Source organism: Amycolatopsis sp. lyj-84, assembly GCF_046549075.1.
In the GTDB taxonomy this organism is placed as follows: domain Bacteria; phylum Actinomycetota; class Actinomycetes; order Mycobacteriales; family Pseudonocardiaceae; genus Amycolatopsis.
The window spans coordinates 13748-31960 of record NZ_JAJPWO010000005.1; the positions used below are offsets into that span (position 1 = coordinate 13748).

Annotated in this window: 15 protein-coding genes; 8 read left to right on the forward strand and 7 right to left on the reverse strand. The window is 69.2% G+C overall.

Translation table 11 applies throughout. From position 1 onward, the window contains the following. Positions 1–16: 16 nt before the first annotated feature. Together ACLJRM_RS16975 and ACLJRM_RS16980 are read right to left on the reverse strand one after the other, a co-directional pair. Positions 17–457: a hypothetical protein gene (locus ACLJRM_RS16975; RefSeq protein ID WP_410663556.1), complete on the reverse strand. Its 441-nt coding sequence runs from the start codon at positions 455–457 to the stop codon at positions 17–19. A gap of 14 nt (positions 458–471) precedes the next feature. Continuing rightward, positions 472–1809: an LVIVD repeat-containing protein gene (locus tag ACLJRM_RS16980; RefSeq protein ID WP_101605849.1), complete on the reverse strand. Its 1338-nt coding sequence runs from the start codon at positions 1807–1809 to the stop codon at positions 472–474. A gap of 101 nt (positions 1810–1910) precedes the next feature. Here ACLJRM_RS16980 and ACLJRM_RS16985 point away from each other — a divergent pair, with 101 nt between their 5' ends. Continuing rightward, a complete protein-coding gene (locus ACLJRM_RS16985) occupies positions 1911–3356 on the forward strand; it encodes an ABC transporter substrate-binding protein (protein WP_410663557.1) in 1446 nt (481 codons plus the stop codon). On the opposite strand, the gene ACLJRM_RS16990 is transcribed toward ACLJRM_RS16985, so the two are convergent. Then, positions 3336–4235, reverse strand: coding sequence for a LysR family transcriptional regulator (locus ACLJRM_RS16990; RefSeq protein ID WP_410604043.1), 900 nt, complete (start codon positions 4233–4235; stop codon positions 3336–3338). The genes ACLJRM_RS16985 and ACLJRM_RS16990 overlap by 21 nt on opposite strands. Before the next feature lie 71 nt (positions 4236–4306). Between ACLJRM_RS16990 and ACLJRM_RS16995 the strand changes: the two genes are divergently transcribed. After that, entirely contained in the window at positions 4307–5341 is a 1035-nt protein-coding gene (locus ACLJRM_RS16995; RefSeq protein WP_101605847.1) for an SDR family oxidoreductase, read from the forward strand. Here ACLJRM_RS16995 and ACLJRM_RS17000 read toward each other — a convergent pair. Beyond that, positions 5338–6078, reverse strand: a complete 741-nt coding sequence (locus ACLJRM_RS17000) for an SDR family oxidoreductase (RefSeq protein ID WP_101605846.1) — start codon at positions 6076–6078, stop codon at positions 5338–5340. The genes ACLJRM_RS16995 and ACLJRM_RS17000 overlap by 4 nt on opposite strands. 221 nt (positions 6079–6299) lie before the next feature. On the opposite strand from ACLJRM_RS17000, the gene ACLJRM_RS17005 reads away from it, so the two are divergent. Both ACLJRM_RS17005 and ACLJRM_RS17010 read left to right on the forward strand, forming a co-directional pair. Next, a complete protein-coding gene (locus ACLJRM_RS17005; RefSeq protein ID WP_101605845.1) occupies positions 6300–6707 on the forward strand; it encodes a DUF1508 domain-containing protein in 408 nt (135 codons plus the stop codon). Between the two features lie 157 nt (positions 6708–6864). Continuing rightward, the gene (locus ACLJRM_RS17010; protein ID WP_101605844.1) at positions 6865–7956 is read left to right on the forward strand and encodes a substrate-binding domain-containing protein; all 1092 of its coding nucleotides are present in this window, start codon (positions 6865–6867) and stop codon (positions 7954–7956) included. Between the two features lie 65 nt (positions 7957–8021). Here the strand turns inward: ACLJRM_RS17010 and ACLJRM_RS17015 are convergent, their stop codons facing one another. The 3 genes from ACLJRM_RS17015 to ACLJRM_RS17025 form a co-directional block, all read right to left on the reverse strand. Further along, complete coding sequence (locus ACLJRM_RS17015; RefSeq protein ID WP_101605843.1) at positions 8022–9914, reverse strand: S8 family peptidase; 1893 nt, start codon at positions 9912–9914, stop codon at positions 8022–8024. Positions 9915–10113: 199 nt separating this feature from the next. Beyond that, complete coding sequence (locus tag ACLJRM_RS17020) at positions 10114–11040, reverse strand: sortase (RefSeq protein WP_369862503.1); 927 nt, start codon at positions 11038–11040, stop codon at positions 10114–10116. After that, positions 11037–13391 (reverse strand): hypothetical protein, encoded by a 2355-nt coding sequence (locus ACLJRM_RS17025; RefSeq protein WP_410663558.1) that lies wholly within the window; start codon positions 13389–13391, stop codon positions 11037–11039. The genes ACLJRM_RS17020 and ACLJRM_RS17025 overlap by 4 nt, the downstream gene beginning before the upstream one ends. A 257-nt stretch (positions 13392–13648) precedes the next feature. On the opposite strand from ACLJRM_RS17025, the gene pstC reads away from it, so the two are divergent. The 4 genes from pstC to ACLJRM_RS17045 are packed head-to-tail and all read left to right on the forward strand — an operon-like array spanning position 13649 to position 18184. Beyond that, positions 13649–14638, forward strand: coding sequence for a phosphate ABC transporter permease subunit PstC (gene pstC, locus ACLJRM_RS17030; protein ID WP_410663559.1), 990 nt, complete (start codon positions 13649–13651; stop codon positions 14636–14638). Further along, positions 14638–15780, forward strand: coding sequence for a phosphate ABC transporter permease PstA (gene pstA, locus ACLJRM_RS17035; RefSeq protein WP_410663560.1), 1143 nt, complete (start codon positions 14638–14640; stop codon positions 15778–15780). The genes pstC and pstA overlap by 1 nt, the downstream gene beginning before the upstream one ends. A 50-nt stretch (positions 15781–15830) precedes the next feature. Further along, positions 15831–16622 carry a phosphate ABC transporter ATP-binding protein gene (locus ACLJRM_RS17040; RefSeq protein ID WP_199193138.1) on the forward strand — a complete coding sequence of 264 codons (792 nt, stop codon included), beginning with the start codon at positions 15831–15833 and terminating at the stop codon, positions 16620–16622. After that, entirely contained in the window at positions 16619–18184 is a 1566-nt protein-coding gene (locus ACLJRM_RS17045) for a substrate-binding domain-containing protein (protein WP_410663561.1), read from the forward strand. Before ACLJRM_RS17040 ends, ACLJRM_RS17045 begins: the two co-directional genes overlap by 4 nt. Positions 18185–18213: the final 29 nt, after the last annotated feature.

An 18213-nucleotide genomic window follows, 5' to 3' on the forward strand; every position in this document is an offset into this window, starting at 1 on the left:
GTTCCGCACGACTTCGCTACATCGTCGTATAGGTCAGAAAGGCCTGCTCGGAACCGGCGACCACGAACGCGGTCCGTGACTTGGTGGTCATGGGGAGCTCGCAGGAGAGCCACGCGACGCCGGTGGGCATGAGCGCCTTCAGCGGTTCCGGTGCGGCCGGAGCACCGGCGTGGCAGTTCTTGCCGGCCATCACCCTCGACACGGCTTCGGGACGCAGCTTCACCACCGCGGACAACCGGAGATCCGTCGGACCGGGCGCCTCGATGCGGCCTTCGGAGACGCCCATCCTCTCCTCGACCCAGGACGCCTCGACGATCTCGCCGACTTCCGGGAAGTCCTCGGCGACCGCCGCTGGATCGGTGGAGACGACCGGTTCCTTGGGCGGCGGCGGCGAGGTGCAGGCCGCGGTCAGGACGACCGCGGCCGTGATCACCCATGTCTTCCCCACAGTGCGCATGGGGACATCTTCGCTCAGGCGGTGAGCTTCAGGATGTCGATTCCGCGAGTGTTGTCGGCGACGTAGACGTAACCCTTGTGCCAGTACGGCGCCCACGCGGCGGCGTCCGCCGGCCGGAAGTAGGCGATCTGCTTCGGGTCGGTCGGGTCGCTGACGTCGAGGAAGCGTGTGCCCTGCGAGTAGAACGACTGCACGAGGACCTTGCCGCGGACGTCGAAGTAGTGCGCGGAGCAGTCGCCCGACGCCGGGTCGCTGCCTTCCTGCCCGGCCACGCTCCAGGTGCCGACGGACTTGAGCCGGAACGGCTTCTCCGGCGTCGAGCGCCAGCCTTCGCCGTTGTACGAGTTCTGCAGCGACGAGATCGTCAGCACGCCGTCACCCGCGCAGCCGTCGAGGAAGCTCTCCTCGGTGGCGTAGATGAGATCGCGGCCGCGCCAGCGGTTCGAGTCGGCGCCTTCGGCCGACCGGTGTCCCGCCGGGTGGAAGCTGTTGTGCATGAACTTCGACGGCGCCGCCGTCTCCTCGACCCCGCCGCCCGCGTAGGGCACCGGTTCGAACGCCGTCGCACGGCGGACCTTGCCCAGCACGGGATCGCGGTGGTGGCCGCTGGTCCAGTAGCCGCGGACGCCGCCCCGGCCGGACACCCACGCCACGCCCTCGGCGTCGACCTGGACGTCGTGCACGTAGTCGGTCTTGCCGTCGTTGCGCGCGAGTTCGATCGGGTTCGGGAACGTCTTGGGGTTGCGCGGATCGCGGATGTCGGTCACCCAGATCGGGCGGCCGCCCCAGTCCGCCGGCTGGTTCGCGGCCTTCGCCGGGCCGCCGGTCCAGAGGTACCGGCAGTCGTCGACACAGCTGGTGGTGTGCCCGGCGGGCACCTTGGTGTAGCTCAGGAGGGCCGGTTTGTCCGGGTTCTTGAGGTCGATGATGTAGATGCCGGACTCGCCGGTCTGGGTGGTGCCGCCGTAGGCCCGCGGGTCCCGCGCGAGGAACACCAGCTTGCGTTTGACGTCGACCTCGGTGTCCTCGGTTTCCCACAGACCGGGAAGGCTGACCTCGCCGATCAGCTTCGGCGCCGTGGGGTTCTTCGTGAGGTCGTAGACCTTCAAGCCGAATTCGCCGGAAACGGCCATGACGTCGCGGTTTCCGTACTGCAGGAAGCCCATGGCGATGGCGCCTTGCGCGTCGGGCACGTTGCCGACGGCCTTGACGTTCTTCACCGCGCCGGGTGCCCCCGCGACCCGGACTTTCTCACTCGCCGGTTTGTCCTCCTCGCCGCAAGCGGCGGCGGGCAGGCCCGTGGCGATCAGGGTCACCGTGACCGTGGTGATCGCCAGGCATGAACGGAGCAACCAGTTTCCTCGCACAGAAACCTCCCAGGCTGATCCCCACACCTTATGATCACCACTTTGCCCGCACAACCGCCATTGGTCGGGGCAAAGACTGCTATGACATGACCATGCGCTTGCGTCTTCTGGCACCGCTCCTCGCCGCCGCCCTGCTCGCGGCGGGCTGCTCGGAATCCGGCGAACCGCCCGCACCGGACGTTCTCCGCGTCGGCCTGGCCGCCCCGGCGACCCTCCTGCCCGCCGACGTCCGCGACCAGTCCGGGCGGATGCTCGCCGGTGCACTGTGGACGCCGCTGGGCGATTACGACCCCGCGACAGGGAAAACGACCCCGCGGGCGGCCGAGTCGGTCACCAGCGCCGACCGGACGACCTGGACGGTCAAGCTCAAGGACGGCGGGCAGTTCCACGACGGCACCCCGGTGACGTCGCAGTCCTATGTGGACACCTGGAAGGCGATCGGCCAGGAGAACTGGCAGGCGTCACGCGTGGTCAAGGATCTCTTGCGGGCCAAGGAGATCACCGCGCCCGACCCGCTGACGATCAAGCTCGTCCTCGACCGCCCGTCCGGGCAGGTCCCGGCGCTGCTCTCGTCGCCCGCGCTGGTCCCGCTCCCCGGATCGGTGCTGGCTTCGCGCGATTGGGCGGGATTCACCCGGCACCCCGTCGGCAACGGGCCTTTCCGCTTGGACGGGGACTGGCAGCCCTCGGGCGGCAAACTCGTCCGCGTGACGGACGCGGCGGGCAAGGCACGCGTGATCGAGCTGAAGACCGGGGACGCGGCGGCGCAGTACGACGAGGTCAAGGCGGGGAAGCTCGATCTCTCCACGGCGGTCCCCGGCGATCGCCACGAGGCCATGCACACGGATTTCGCGCAGCGGCACGTGATGTGGGCGCTGCCCAGCGCCGCCTACCTCGGTTTCCCTTTGACCGCTGCACACTTCTCGGACGCGACCGTCCGGCACGGCTTCGCGCTCGGGAGCGACCGCGCCGCGCTGGAGGCGGGCGTTCTCGGCAAGCAGGTGGACCCGGCGAAGTCGCTCCTGCCGCCCGCCGTCGCCCCCGGCGAGCGCAGCAGCACCTGCCGTCCCTGCACGTTCGACGCCGGAGCCGGGAAATCCCTGGTGACCCAGGCGGAGTTCCCCGCCGGTACGCCGGTCCACTTCGGACAGTCCACGGCGAACTGGCTGCGCCCGCTGGCGGAACAGGTCACCAAGGCCGTCGGTATCCCGCTCGCCCCCGAGCCCGGCCAGGGCCCGTTCGCGATCGAGCTGAACCTGATGACGCCGAGCCCGCAGGAGGTGCTGTCCGAAATCGTGAAGGCCACCGGCTACTCCAGCGACGGGTTCGCCGACCTGCTGAAATCGGCAGAGGAGACCGAATCCGCCGAAAGCGGCGAGGTCTACCGGCTGGTGGAGAACCAATTGCTGCGGGATCTTCCGGTCGCCCCACTGTGGTCCGGGCACGGGCACGCCGTCTGGGCGGACCGGGTGGGTGAAGTGAAGGCGACGCCGTTCGGGGGCGTGGACCTGTCAGCGGCTTCCGTGCGGTGACCCGAGCGTGCACTCCCCCGCGACGACGTCGATGAAGGCCGAGGTCAGCGGGTCGGGCGTGCTCCGGCAATAGGCGGCGAGCGTGCGCCGGATCGCCGGTTCGGGCCGCAGGACACGGCCGTGAAAGCCCGCGGGCAGCACGTTGGCCGGGACGAGCGCGGGACCGAGGCCCGCCGCGGCGAGCACCGGGGCCGCCGCGCTCTGTTCGGTCCGCACAGCGGCCCTCGGCTGGAACCCGGCCGCGGCGCACGCCTGGTCGACGAGATCGGCCAGGCCGTTGCCCGGCGCGTAATGCACCCACGCGCAGTCGGCGAGGGTCGCGAGGTCGACGACGCCGGTGCCGTCGTCCTCACGCGGACCGTCGATCGGCAGGACGACGACGAACTCCTCGGTGCCGATCTCGCGCACCGGCCCGTCCCAGCCCGGCGGGACCGGGCCGACCGCGACGTCGGCTTCCCCCGCCGCCATGGCGTCACGGAGCTCGTCCGCGTGCCGGAATTCCACCAGCCGGACGTCGACCTCCGGCCGCTCCCGGCGCCATACGCGCAACGCCGCGGGCAGGACACCCAGGCCGACCGAGTAGACCGTGGCGATCTGCAGTTCCCCGGCTTCCAGCCCGGACGCCTGCCGGGCCGCGCACCGCGCGCGTTCGGCGTCGGCGAGGGTGGCGCGGGCGTGCGGCAGCATGGCGCGGCCCATCGGCGTGAGCCGGACGCTGCGCGGCAGACGCTCGAGCAGCGGGCCACCGACGCCCTTCTCCAGCGCGCGCATCTGGTGCGACAGCGCGGGCTGTGTCACGTGCAGCAGTTCCGCGGCGCGGGTGAAGGAGCCGGTGTCGACGACGGTCACCAGGTACTCGAGCTGCCGCAGGCTGGTCATGAACACAGATTATCGGAGCGGTGATATCTATGCCTTGGACTTATCACTGGCGCCGGGCCAGGCTCGGTGACATGAACGAAGAACGCAAGGTCGCCCTGGTCGCCGGAGCCAACGGGGTCATCGGCAAGAACCTGATCGCCCACCTCGAAACCCAGCCCGGCTGGCGGGTCATCGGCCTGTCGCGGCGCGGCGGCCCGGGCCAGATCGCCGTCGACCTGCTCGACGCGGACGACACCCGCGCGAAGCTCGGCGGCCTGGACGACGTCACGCACGTGTTCTACGCGGCTTATGTCGACAAGCCGACTTGGGCCGAACTGGTCCCGCCGAACCTGGCGATGCTGACCAACCTCGTCGACGCGATCGAGCCCGCCGCCCCCGGCCTTCGCCACATCAGCCTCATGCAGGGCTACAAGGTCTACGGCGCGCACCTCGGCCCGTTCAAGACCCCGGCGCGCGAAGACGACGCCGGGCACATGCCGCCCGAGTTCAACGTCGACCAGCAGCAATTCCTGGAACGGCGGCAGACCGGGAAGACCTGGACCTGGTCGGCGATCCGGCCGTCGGTGGTCGGCGGCACCGCGCTGGGCAACCCGATGAACCTGGCGCTGGCCATCGCCGTCTACGCGTCGATCTCGAAGGAACTCGGCCTGCCGCTGCGCTTCCCCGGCAAGCCGGGTGCGTACGACAGCCTCCTGGAGATGACCGACGCCGGACTGCTGGCGAAGGCCACCACCTGGGCCACCGGCTCGGCGAACGAGGCGTACAACATCGCGAACGGCGACCTGTTCCGCTGGAGCGAACTCTGGCCGAAGATCGCCGCGTACTTCGAGCTGGAGGTGGCGCCGCCGCTGCCGATGTCCCTCGACGTCGTCATGGCGGACAAGGAGGAGCTGTGGGACTCCCTCGCGGCCAAGTACGGGCTGGAGGTGCCGTACAGCGCCGTCTCGTCGTCGTGGGGCTTCGCCGACTTCGTGTTCAGCTGGGACTACGACATGTTCGCGGACGGGTCCAAGGCGCGGCGGGCCGGTTTCCACGAGTACGCCGAGACGTCGTCGATGTTCTTCCGGCTGTTCGACGAGTTCAAGAAGGCGAAGGTGATCCCTTAACCCCGCCCGATGTACGGCATCGTGGTCGCCGTGATGGTCAGGAACTGGACGTTCGCGTCCAATGGCAGCCCTGCCATGTACAGCACGGCGTCCGCGACGTGCCGGGCGTCGAAGGTCGGCTCGACCTTGACGCCGCCGTCTGCCTGCGGGATGCCGTCGGCCATCCGCAGCGTCATCTCGGTGGCCGCGTTGCCGATGTCGATCTGTCCACAAGCGACGTTCCAGGCCCGGCCGTCGAGGGAGATCGACTTCGTCAGCCCGGTGACCGCGTGTTTCGTCGCGGTGTAGGCGACGGACGCGGGCCGCGGGGCGTGCGCGGAGATCGACCCGTTGTTGACGATCCGGCCGCCGCGCGGATCCTGCGCCTTCATCAGCCGCACGGCCTGCTGCGCGCACAGGAACATCCCGGTCAGGTTGGTGTCGACGGCGCGTTTCCAGTCCGCGAAGGACAGTTCGTCGACCGTCCCGCCCACCGACACGCCCGCGTTGTTCACCAGGAGGTCCAGCCGCCCCCACTCCGCGCGCACCGTCTCGAACAGCGCGGCGACGGAATCGGGGTCGGCGACATCGGTGGGCACGGGAAGCGCTTTCGGGTCCCCGCCCGCGGTCTCGGCCAGCGCGTCCGCGCGGCGGCCGGCGAGCGCGACCCGGTAGCCGGCGCCGAGTAACGCGCGGGAGATCTCCCTGCCGAGCCCGGAGCCCGCCCCGGTGACGACCGCGGTCCTGCCGTTGTCCATCGATCCTCCTCGCAGACCGTGCCGGACCGATCCGGCTCGGTGATTGTTTTCCGATTACCCGCGTCCGTTCAGGCTAGCGCGCCGCCGCCGGGGGAAAACGTTCACCCGGCGGCCGTCGCGCCTTCATGAAAACCGGTAACCCCTTCACCACATCGAGGCGATTCACCGGATGTGCCCAGGGGGAATTCACACCGTTCACAGGGTCTTCTGAGCGGTGAACAGTGAAGAAGAATCCACGCTTCCAGCTGGTTCAGACCGGCGACGAGACCATCCGATGGCGACTGCTCGGCGGCAACAACGTGTCGCTGGGCTCGGCCCCCGACGACTATCCGCGAGCCGAGGAATGCCTCGTCGCGATCACCTGGCTCAACACACACATAGCCGAGCTGACCAGCGACTTCAGCCATCTCAGCGGGGGCCGCTGGCGCTGGCGCCTGCACGCGGGCGACCGGATCGTCGCGATCGCCAGCCACGCCTACGGACGGCGTATCGAGGCGCAGCGCGGACTCGACCGGTTCCGGTCGGCCACCACCGAGGCCGCCATCGGCGAAGGGATCGAGACCATAGCCGATTGGCGGCGGAAATACCGCCGCAATTCCGCCGGACATTCACCGAATCCTTTTCCGTGACGGCCGATCACGGAAAGTGCGTTCCCCGGAGATTAACCACCATGACGTCGGGCGGGAACGCGAAGCACCGCGGCAGGACAGTGTTGCGGAGCGAGTATTGGCGGCAGGTCACGGAATCCCGTGACAACTTGGGGACTAGAGAAAGAGTGCAAACAAGATGCGTGCTCGTACCACTCGGTTTCTCGGCGCCACCGCGATCGCCGCGTGTGCCTGCCTCACCCTGACCGGTACCGCCTCGGCGGTCGCCCCGGCCAACGGCCTCGAAGACGTCCTGGCCGCCGCGGGCTCGGACACCACCGTCGACATCACCGGCGCGATCCTGGCCAACGCCAACGGCGCCGCCTGGAACAGCGACCCCGACAACCACGTCAACATCCCGCCGCTGCTCGCCTCGGGCGCGACCTTCACCGTTCCCGGTGACCTCTACGCCGACCAGGTCGTCTACAACACCACGACCAACCTGCCGCCGAACGGCTCGTCCCAGGGCAAGGCCGCGCTCAAGGCTTCGGGCGACGCCGCCGACGGCAAGATCGACATCGCGCGGTCGTCCTCGCCCCGCGGTTCGTCCGACCCCGCGTCGTTCGAGTACTACGCCTTCGCCACCGACGGTGTCACCTGGTCCTCCTCGGCGACCGGCTCGGGCGCGGGCCTGACCCTGTCGCTCGCGCAGCTGCGCGGCATCTACGACGGCTCCATCACCAACTGGAACCAGGTCGGTGGCGCCAACGCCGCCATCATCGTCTACCTGCCCCAGACCGGCTCCGGCACGCTGAGCTTCTTCACCACGACCGTCCTCGGCTTCGACCCCACCACCAAGCCGGTCACCATCAAGCGTTTCCAGGAGCACGACGGCAACTCCATCCCGGCCGCCGACCGCGCCCGGGCGATCGCGCCGTTCTCCATCGCGCAGTGGATCGCGCAGGGCAACACGGTCGTCGCGGACAAGCGTGCGGGCTTCACCGTCAACCCGCTGACCGGCGCCGGCTTCAACGGTTCCCCGGTTTCCGGTTCCGCCGGCAACTACACCCCGGCCTTCACCACGGCGTTCCTCGGTTCGCGCAGCGTCTACAACGTGCTCGACACCCGGACCCCGAGCTACGACCAGGCCCAGCGCGCCGTCGGCTTCGCCGCCGGTGACACGGCCTCGACCGCCAGCCCGCTGTGCGGTGGCCAGCTCGCCACCACCATCAAGCGGTACGGCTTCCTGACCATCTCGGGCCCGAACGGCCTGTCCTGCGTCAAGTCCTGAAGCTCCTGAAACAGCGAAACGGCCCGGTGCGCTCGCGCGCACCGGGCCGTTTTCCTTTGTCCTGCTTACTTGGGGGCGACGCCCAGCGCGGCCAGCGCCGGGCCGGTCATGATCACGCCCGCGCCGGTGACCGGGTCGAAGCCCGGGGCACCGAGGTCGATCGCGGTCGACACCAGGGCGCTCCTGATCTCGGCCGGGGTCGCGGCGGGCTTGCCCTGCTTGAGCAGCGCGGCGATGGCGGCGGCACTCGGCGCGGCGGCGGAGGTCCCGAAGAACGGCTGGAACCCGGTCACCGAGGTCGCGACGCCGTCGGCCGCGGTGATGTCCGGCTTGTTCCGGGTGGCGCCACCGGTCGAGGACACGTTGCCGGGGGTGATCACCGAACCGTCCGGGTTGTAGAACTGGTGACGGCGACCGTCCGAAGTGAACCGCTCCCACTTGCTGGCGCCGGTGAACAGGCCGGGGAACGGACCCGCCGGGTTCGCCGGGTCACCGGTTTCGAGTGCGCGGCCGAAGGCACCGGCGGCCGGGGCGGCCGCGACGCTGAAGGCGTTGACGGCTGCCGAGTGACCGGAGGTGACACCGTTGGTGCTGAAGGCTTTCAGCGAACCCGAGGGGACGAAGCGGCCGCGGATGACGTTGAGCGCGATGAATCGGTCGGAGCCGCTGTACTTCACCACGGCGACCTTGAAGCCCGAGCCGCTGGCCGGGACCTGGGCGATCTCGTACGGGTTCTGGGTGCCGTTCTGCGAACCCTCGCTGGAGGCGACGACCGAACCGGACGAGTTCAGGACGAACAGGTCGTAGTCGCTGGTGGCCTTGCCCCACGGGTCGGACCAGAACAGGGTGACGTAGCGGCCGACCGAGTTCGGCGACAGCGCGTTGTACAGCTGGGTCGTACCGCTCGGGTCGAAGTCGTGCGGCGTGCCGGTGATCCCGGAGATCTTGCTGCTGGAGCCGCGGAAGTCGCCTTCGTAGTAGCCGCTGGTGCCGTCGGTCAGGTTGCCCGAGTTCCCCGCGGAGGAGAAGTAGAGCGCGCCCGCCGCGGTCACGTCGTTGACGGCCTGCGCGACCGGGCCGTCCTGGAACGGCGACTCGTCGAAGTAGGAGACGTCGTCGACGATGATCGTGCACTTGCCGGTGGTCCGCAGGGCGCGGATGTTGTCGGCGAAGCTCTGCTCGCTGGTGAACGCGGTCGCGAAACCGAGCGCGGCGCCGGGAGCCATGTCGTGGATGATCTCGAGCATCGCGGTGCCCTCGTCACCGCTGCCCGCCTGACCGGGGAGAACGTCGACGGCGGGCAGCTCGCCCGCGGTCTGGGACGCCTGGAGCGACTTGATGCCGTCCGACAGGACGCAGACCTTCTGGCCCGCGCCGTTGACGCCGTACTTCGTGCGGGCGGTGTCGTTGCCGTGTGCCTTGTCGCCCTCGGCGACCTGCAGCGCGGCGGCGGCCTGCGTGGCCGTGGCCTTGCGGCGCTCCTGCGGCGCGGACTCGTTCCAGGTCATCGCCTGGGAGGCGGCCTTGACCTCGGCGACGTCCCCGCGTCCGGCGATCGCGTCGACCGCGCCGAGCGGGAGGTCGGCGCGGATCGCGCCGGCGGGCGAGGCGTAGCGGACGGTGCCGCCCGCCGCCTTGACGGCGTCCACCAGGGACTGTCCTGCGCCCTTGATGTCCACCGCGACGGTGCCGGCGTTGCTCACGCCCAGTCCGGTGCGGTACTCGGGCAGCTTGCCCGCCAGGCCCTTGTCGGCGCGGAGGCGCTTCTCGACGACGAGCTGGCTCGACTGCTTGCGCTCAGCGGGGGTGAGGCTGTTCTTGATGCTCTGCAGCGCGCTGATCCCGGCCTGCGTGCGAGCCTCCTCGGACGGCTGGGCACCGGAAACCGCGGTGGACAGCAGCAAAGCGCCGACCGCGACCGGAACCGAGCATGTGACCACCCGGCTGAATCTGCTCATCGAACTCTCCCTGTTTTCACGAAACATCCCGTAACAGGAATCCCTTCGGCTGCCCGAATGGATTACCCCTGACCGGGTGCAATGGGGAGAATCTAAAGAGCTATCAGTGAGGAGTCCACCGACCAAAGTCGGTATCGGGCGAAGATCCACATCGTGAGAGGGATTTCAAGTCCGAAAAGACCGAAATCCCTCCCAGGACCTAAGCCCAGGCCGGAAAGAGTCGCCAAAGCGCCAAAGCCGCCAACGACGCCAGGGTGAGCAGGACCGGCCCGGTGATGACATAGGTGGAAACGGGCCGCCATCGGCGGTAGAGGAAAGTCGCCCCGGCCGCAGCCGCCACGAAACCGCCGAAAGCCAGCACGAGCCCGGCCCATGCGTCGCCGTCCCCGGTCCGGCCGTCCTGCGCGTCCGCCTTGCCGTTCTGCGGGGTCGGCCGGAACGGCCTGCCCTCCAGCACCGCCGTCACCACGGTCGCTTCTTCCGAGGCCAACGGCCACCAGGACGCCGACGTCACCAGGGTCAGCCGGTCGTTCTCGGTCTTGCCGTAGTCGGCCCCCTCGTCGAGCGGGCGGGTCGCCTTTCCGGTCACGCGGTAGACGGACTTGCCCTGAGTCGTCGCGACGACGATCTCGTCTCCGGATTCGAGGGCGTCCAGCGAACCGAACGGACCGCCGTACCCCGCGTTGCGCGCCGCGATCGCGGCGTTGCCCGGCTGCCCCAGCCCGGCGGTTCCCGGCACATGACCAGGCCCGGAAGCGGTTTCGCCGCTCGACGCGCCTTCGATGACGACCTGCTGCAACTTCAGCGAGGGAATCTCCAGGACGGCGACGGGCTTGCCGAACTCGACCGGTTTGGCGGGCGGGCCGGCGCCGAACAGGCTTTGGCTGGCACCCAGCGCCAACGCGATCTCGCCACGGATCTCCCCCAGTGCCTTCCGCTGGTCGCTCGACTGCAGCATCGGCCCCAGCGCGTAGACGACCAGTGCCAGCGCCACCAGCGTGGTGACCAGCCAGGCGAAGACGACGGCGCCGATCCAGCCGGGACCGAAGCTCAGGAACCGGGTCTCCGGTTCCGGCGCGGGCGGCTGCTCAGGCGCCGCGTGCCTGCCTTCGACGGAGGTGCTCACGCCGTCTCACCGGCCGATTTACGCCGCAGGAGACCGAAGAGCATGGCGAACGCGGCACCGATCTCGGCCAGTGCCACGACCAGCCACCGCGGCACCGGGCGCCCGGCGGCGACGTACGCCGTCGCGGACGGCAGCGTCGCGAGGATCACCAGGGCCACCAGCGGGATGAGGGCGCCCAGCACCCCCGCCCCCGCGAACTTCGGGATGTCGATCGATTCGGCGAGGTTCTTGGCCGCCAGCACGCTTTCCGGGGTGGGCGCGGCCGCGGGAGCGGGCCCCGTGGCGGCGGCCGTCCCCGACGTCCCGGCCGTCGAACCCAGCCCTCCGGAGGGACCGGTCGACGAAGAGTTGGCGGCAGGCGTGGCACCGTTTCCCCCCGCCGCGGGAGGATTCTTCGCTTCTTCCCTTTCCTGACAGGCATCTTTGACCGTCCCGGTGCCGATCTTCGCCGCCCGCACGGGAGCAGCGGCGGCCAGGCCGGGACTCAACGGGGTCATCCCCGGCGGGAGCAGTGCCTGCCCGTAGCCGCTCGCCATCTCGGCGACCGCCTTCAGTTGCGCCTGCTTCGCGGTCATCGGCTTGCAGGTCGCGTCGATCAGCGGATTGACCGGCGCCGCCAGGTACTCCACGAAGGTCAGCGGGTACGCACCGTCCTTGGTCACGGTGCCGGGCTGCACCGTCCCGTCCGCCCCGACCTGCATCGAATCCGCCGCCAGCTGCAGGCTTTCCTTGGTCGGTGCGACGAAGTTCCCCTTGCCGTCCGGGAGCGCGACCGGCGCCCAGCCGTAGGCCCGCGCGGTCGCGAGGTCGGTGATCACCCAGCTCATGCACCCGCCGGTGCAGACGAATCCCGTGCCGACGACGCCGTTCTGGACGGTTTTGCGCACGGCGAGCTGACCGGTCTTCGCGTCGACGTTGTGCAGTGAGCGGGCACCCGGATCGAGCACGTTCAGATCGGAGATCACCCCTGGCGACTTCCCGTCCAGCTCACCGAAGTACTCGGTGCCCTTCTTCGGGAACACCCACGCCGTCGGCGCCGCCCCGGCGAGGACCTTGCTCAACGCGAGCGGCACGGTGCCCGGTCCGGATTCCCCGGTCACCCCGAAGAAGTCCAGGCTCTCGGCGCCGGCCCGGGCGCTGGCCGCGTTCGCCTCGTTCTCCCTCGTCACCGCCGCGAGCCCGGGGTTGCGGCCGACCAGCGGGGAGCCGTTCCTGAAGATGCCGCCCCGGCCGTCCAGATCGGGTTGCTGGCCGCCCTTGGTGACCATGTTCGCCAGTTCGTCGTGGGTGAACCGCAGGGTGCCGTTGAACTTCGCGTTGAGCGAATTCCCGTTGTCGTCGCTGTCGGTCGGCGACCAGCCGACCGCGGCCACGACCGCCGCGTTGATCCCGACCGGGATGTACTGCCGGTCGCGCACGGCCTGACTGGCGAGCGCGCCCCCGCTGCCGGTGATCACGAGGTCGGAGGTGCCCTTGTCGAACGCGGTCAGCCCGGCGTTCTCCGTCTCGCTCACGATGTTCGCCGGTTGTTCGGCCTGGGTGGGCGCGCAGAGAGCCTGGTTCCAGGCGACCGCGGCCCGTCCCAGCCGTTCGGGCATGCTCGCGCTGATCGTGTTCTGACCGGCGCCCTTGCAGCCCTTGACGCCGATCTCCTGCTGCGTCGGAGTGAATTCGATCGAGCTGTCGATCCAGGTCACGAACGCGCCGTCGGCGTTCTTCGCGGTGATCGTGACCGCGACCGAACAGGGATTCTGCTCATCGCATCGGAAGGAATACTTCTTGCGGGTCTTGGCGCCGGTCGCCGGATCGACGACGTCGGGATTGTCCGCCCAGGAAACCGTCGGAGGTTTGTCCGCTTGGCCTTCGGCGTTTTTGTTGAAGGTGGTGTACTGCGGGTCCCAGATAATCGCTTTCGGGGTGGAGGCACCGAGGGGAATCTGGGTGTCGATGACGATATCGCCGGTTCTGCTGCTCCGGCGTCCCGTGGCGCTGTCCATATGCGCCGGATTCGCGATGAACTCGTCCTTCAATTCCCCGCAGTAGGCCTTGACCCGCGCGCTGACGGTGTTGTCCCGCGCCCACGGCGGTTTACCGGCGACCTTGATCAGGTTGTCCGGCAGGACCTTGGGGCAGACTTTCAGGGACGCCTGGGCGCCGCTCGCCAATCCCGACACCGTGATCCGCACCGGGTCGCCGTTGCGGGCCGCCGTCAGCTCCGCGGGCTCGGTCTTGAGCGTGTAGGACGGGTTTGCCGGCGCTTGCGCCTGTGCCGCGGGGACGGACACTCCCGTGACCATCAGCACCCCGCAGATCAGCAAGATCCCGACTTGTCTTGCGCGGACGAAGAACACGGACGACTCCCAAGGTGCGCGGGCATACGGCGGAGAGCGGGACTCGTTCACGAACCTCGCCGAAACCAACGTCCCCGAGTCGCCCGTTCGGGGTCAACCGTCCCCGGACCCGCCCCGGCACAGATTCACACGCGCCCCGTCGGGCGTTCTCCGCGTGGACACCTTTCGCGGTATCGGGCACCACATACTGGCCGCATCGAGGGGCGACGTGGTGTGCCCTCATTTCCCTTGCTTACCGAGACGAAGGAAGGCCGCTCGTGACCGTCGCGCCACCCCGGCCCGACCCGTCCCCACCGGGAGCACCGGTGCGGCGGGCGATCACCGAAGTCCTTTCCCGGGCCGACCGGGCGTTCCGCCGGGTCACCACCGGCGCCGGGCTGACCATGCTGGGCATCCTTCTGGTCATCGGCTTCTTCCTGGTGTATCGGTCCGGGCCCGCCTTCGAGAACAGCGGCTTCGGCTTCTTCGGCACCATCCGGTTCGATCCGGCCTCGGGCGTGCTCGGCGTCCTGGGCCTGCTCTACGGCACGGTGGTGGTCGCGCTCATCGCGGTCCTGATCGCGGTACCGCTGAGCATCCTCGCGGCGCTGTTCATCACCGAGTACTCCAGCGGCCGGGTCCGCGGCTTCCTCACCGGCCTCGTCGACCTGCTCGCCGCCATCCCCAGTCTGCTGTACGGACTGTGGGGCTTCAGTTTCCTCGGACCGCAGATCGTCCCGGTCTCGACGTGGCTGACCGAGAACCTCGGCTGGTTCCCACTGTTCGCGTCCAAGGAGAACACGCTCTACATCCAGTCCATGTTCATCGCCGGGCTGGTGGTCTCCCTGATGGTCCTCCCGATCACGACCTCGGTGATCCGCGAGGTGTTCGCGCAGACCCCGCCCGGGGAAAAGGAAGCGGCGCTCGCGCTGGGCAGCACGCGCTGGGGCATGGTCAAAACGGTCATGCTGCCGTTCGGCCGGGGCGGGATCATCGGCGGCTCGATGCTCGGGCTCGGCCGCGCGCTCGGCGAGACGATCGCCGTTTCCCTTCTGCTGCCCCAGGTTCCGGAGATCACGCAGCACGTCCTGCAGTTCGGCGGCGCGACCATCTCCGGGTTCATCGCCAACAACTCGGGCGCGTCGGGGCTCTACCTGTCCGGGCTGATGGCCGCGGGCCTGGTGCTGTTCATCTTCACCCTGGCCACGAACTTCACCGCGTCGGTGATCATCTCGAAGAGCCGGTCCGGTGCAGGGGTGGATGCCTGATGACCACGACGCTGACTCCCCCGGTGACGTCCGGCCCGCGCAAACTCGTCAAACGCCGCCCGTCGGAGACCACCCGGCAGGACAGGCTGGCGGCGCTCGGCTGTGCGGTGTCGGCCACGCTGCTCACCTGGTTCGTCATGCACCTGCTGCTGGAATCCCCCGGCTGGCTGGCGGATCTGATCGTCGCCTACCTGCTGTACCTGGCGATGCTCTACCTGGTCACCCGCGACAGGCTGGGCAGGCTGGCCGCGTCGGACCGGATCGTCTCGACCGTCGTGGTCTCCGGAGCGCTCACGCTGCTCGTCCCGCTGCTGTTCCTGCTGACCTACATCGTCATCGAGGGCGCGCCCTACCTGCGGCTGGCCTTCTTCTCCCACGACATGTCCGCGGTCGCGCCGACCGATCCGGTCACCGCGACCGGCGGGCTGCACGCGGTGGTCGGCACCCTCCAGCAGACCGCGCTGACCCTGGTGTTCGTCGTCCCGCTGGGCCTGCTCACCGCGATCTTCCTCAACGAGACGCGGTCCCGGTTCCGCCGCCCGGTGCGGATCATGGTCGACGCGATGAGCGGCCTCCCGTCCATCGTGGCCGGCCTCTTCATCTACGCGGCGCTGATCATCCCCGGCATCCAGGCGGGCGTGGGACTGTTCAGCTACAACGGTTTGATGGCCACGTTGGCGTTGACGATGGTCATGCTGCCGACGGTGACGCGGACCGTGGACGTGGTGCTCCGGCTGGTGCCCGACGGCCTGCGCGAAGCGTCGCTGGCGCTCGGTGCGAGCCGGGCACGCACGGTGTGGTCGGTGGTCCTGCCCACCGCCCGTACCGGGGTCACCACCGCCGTCATCCTCGGCATCGCCAGGGTGGCCGGGGAAACGGCACCGCTGCTGTTCACCTCGTTCGGGTCGCTCGCGATGAACGCCAACCCGTTCTCCGCTCCGCAGGAGAGCATCCCGCTGTTCATCTACCGCTTCATCAAGCAGCCGCTGGAAAACGTCCAGCAGCGCGGCTACGTCGGCGCGCTCGTGCTGATCCTGCTCATCTTCAGCCTGTTCGCGATCGCCAGGTTCGTCGGGCGTGACCGATCGAAGCGCAAGGCCAAGAGTTCGAAGAAGACCTTGAGAACACAGGAGAACCGGTGACCGACACCACCGAATTGTCCGATGTGGACACCAGCAGGCCTCAGGTCACCCTGACCGGCGGTCCCCCGCCCGGCGCGGCCGCACTCGAATCGCGGGAGATCGGCGCCTGGTTCGGCGACCGGCTGGTCCTCGAAGGCGTGTCGTTGCGGATGCCCGCCAAAGAGGTGACCGCGCTGATCGGCCCGTCGGGCTGCGGCAAGTCGACCTTCCTGCGCATCCTCAACCGGATGCACGAACTCGTGCCGTCGGCGTCCCTGACCGGCGAAGTCCTGTTGGACGGCCAGGACATCTACGCCGACGGAACCCGGCCCCAGCAGGTCCGGCTGCGCATCGGCATGGTGTTCCAGAAGCCGAACCCGTTCCCGGCGATGTCCATCCGGGACAACGTGCTCGCCGGGCTCAAGCTCGCCGGCGTCAAATGCGGCGACAAGAACGCGCTCGTGGAACAGAGTCTCGAACGCGCCGGGTTGTGGCGCGAGGTCCGTGACCGGCTGAGTTCCCCCGGCGGCGCCCTGTCCGGCGGACAGCAGCAGCGGCTCTGCATCGCCCGTTCTCTCGCGGTACAGCCGAACGTGCTCCTGATGGACGAGCCGTGCTCCGCCCTCGACCCGACGTCCACCCGGCGGATCGAGCAGACGATCGCCGAGATCGGGCACGAGGTGACCGTCGTGATCGTCACGCACAACATGCAGCAGGCACAGCGGGTTTCGGATCACTGCGCGTTCTTCCTCGCGGCCGAGAACGAACCCGGCCGGGTGATCGAACACGGTCCGACGGACACGATCTTCAACGCGCCTTCGGATGAACGCACCTTCGACTACGTGAACGGGCGATTCGGATGAGGACGAAAGAGGCCTTGCGCCGGCTGGGCGCCTTGGGCGGCGTCTCGGCGCTGCTGTTGTCGCTCTCGGTGGCGGGAGCGCCCGGCGCGGCGGCGCTCAGCAGGGTCACCGGCTCCGGGTCCAGCTATGTCGGCGTCGCGATGACCGACTGGCAGAACGGCGCGACGTCGCGCGGTATCCCGGTCAACTATGCGGCCACCAACTCGCCCGCCGGGGTCAACCAGTACGGCGACCGCACGGTCGACTTCGGCGGGACCGAAGCCGAGGTCTCCTCGCTCCTCGCGGCGGGCGGCGGCGGGGTGACCGCGCAGACCCGCGGCTACCAGTACGTGCCGGACGTCGCCGGCGCCGTCGCCGTCATGTACAACGTGACCGACCAGGCCGGGAAGCGGGTCGACTACCTGCACCTCACGCGCGAGGTGATCGGCCGTATCTTCAGCCGGGACATCACCCGCTGGAGCGATCCGGCGATCACCGCGACCAACGGCGGGAAGTCGTTGCCGGACCAGCCCATCACGCTGGTGGGGCGGACCGGGCAGTCCGGGACGACGGCGTTGTTCTACGACTTCATCGCGTATGCGGCGCCCGACGCCTACCAGCGCTTCGTCTCCCGCAACGTCGGCAACGGGATGGGCAGCCTGCCTTCCGGGGTGCGCCCGATCCAGCTGCCCGAACGGGGACCGGACGCCGACTGGTACCGGCTGCTCGCGGACTCGGACCAGATCGCGCAGGCCATCGGCAAAGCGACCATCCCGTTCTCCGTCGCCTACGACGAATTCGCCTACGCGCAGCGCCACAACGTGCCGTCGGCGTGGGTGCAGAACGGCGCGGGCCAGTACACCCAGCCTTACGCGGAGAACATCGCTTCCGCGCTGAAGTTCGCGGAACTCCGCCCGGACCTCAGCCAGAAACTCGACAAGGTCTACTCGAACGCCGACCCGAAGACGTACCCGATTTCGGCGTATTCCTACATCATGATGCCCTGCACGACCGGCCGGGACACCTGCCGCGGCGGCTACGGCGACCAGGGCAAGACCGACACGATGACCGCGTTCCTCGAACACGTCGCGTGCGACGGCCAGATCAACATGGCCAGGATCGGCTATTCGCCACTGCCGCCGAACCTGTCGCAGGAGATCATGAACTCCAACTCGCGGCTCACCGGGCAGCCACCGAAACAGCTGAACGCGGGCAACTGCGGCAACCCGACCTTCCGCGGCAGCCTCGGCGCGGGCGCCAGCAGCCCGCCCGACCCGCTGGTGACCGCGGGGATCCTCAACCCGAACGGCAAACCCGCCGCCGGACCGGGCGGCTCCGGGCCGAGCAAGTCGGCGGGTCCGGCCACCGGCCCGGCCACCGGGGACAAGGTCACGACCGCGACGGCCGGTCCCGACGAGGAATCGGCGGGCGGCGGCTCGAAGAACTGGCGAGAGGCCGCACCGGCGGCTTACGACGAAGGCGGCTTCGGCGGCTTCGGCGGCTGGGCGGCGCTGGTGTTGTTCGTGGCGATCGTGGCGCCGCTGGTGGTGCGCGGGGTGATCCGGAAGCTGCGGAGATCTTGAGGGTCGTGAGTGGTAAGGACGGTTAGAAC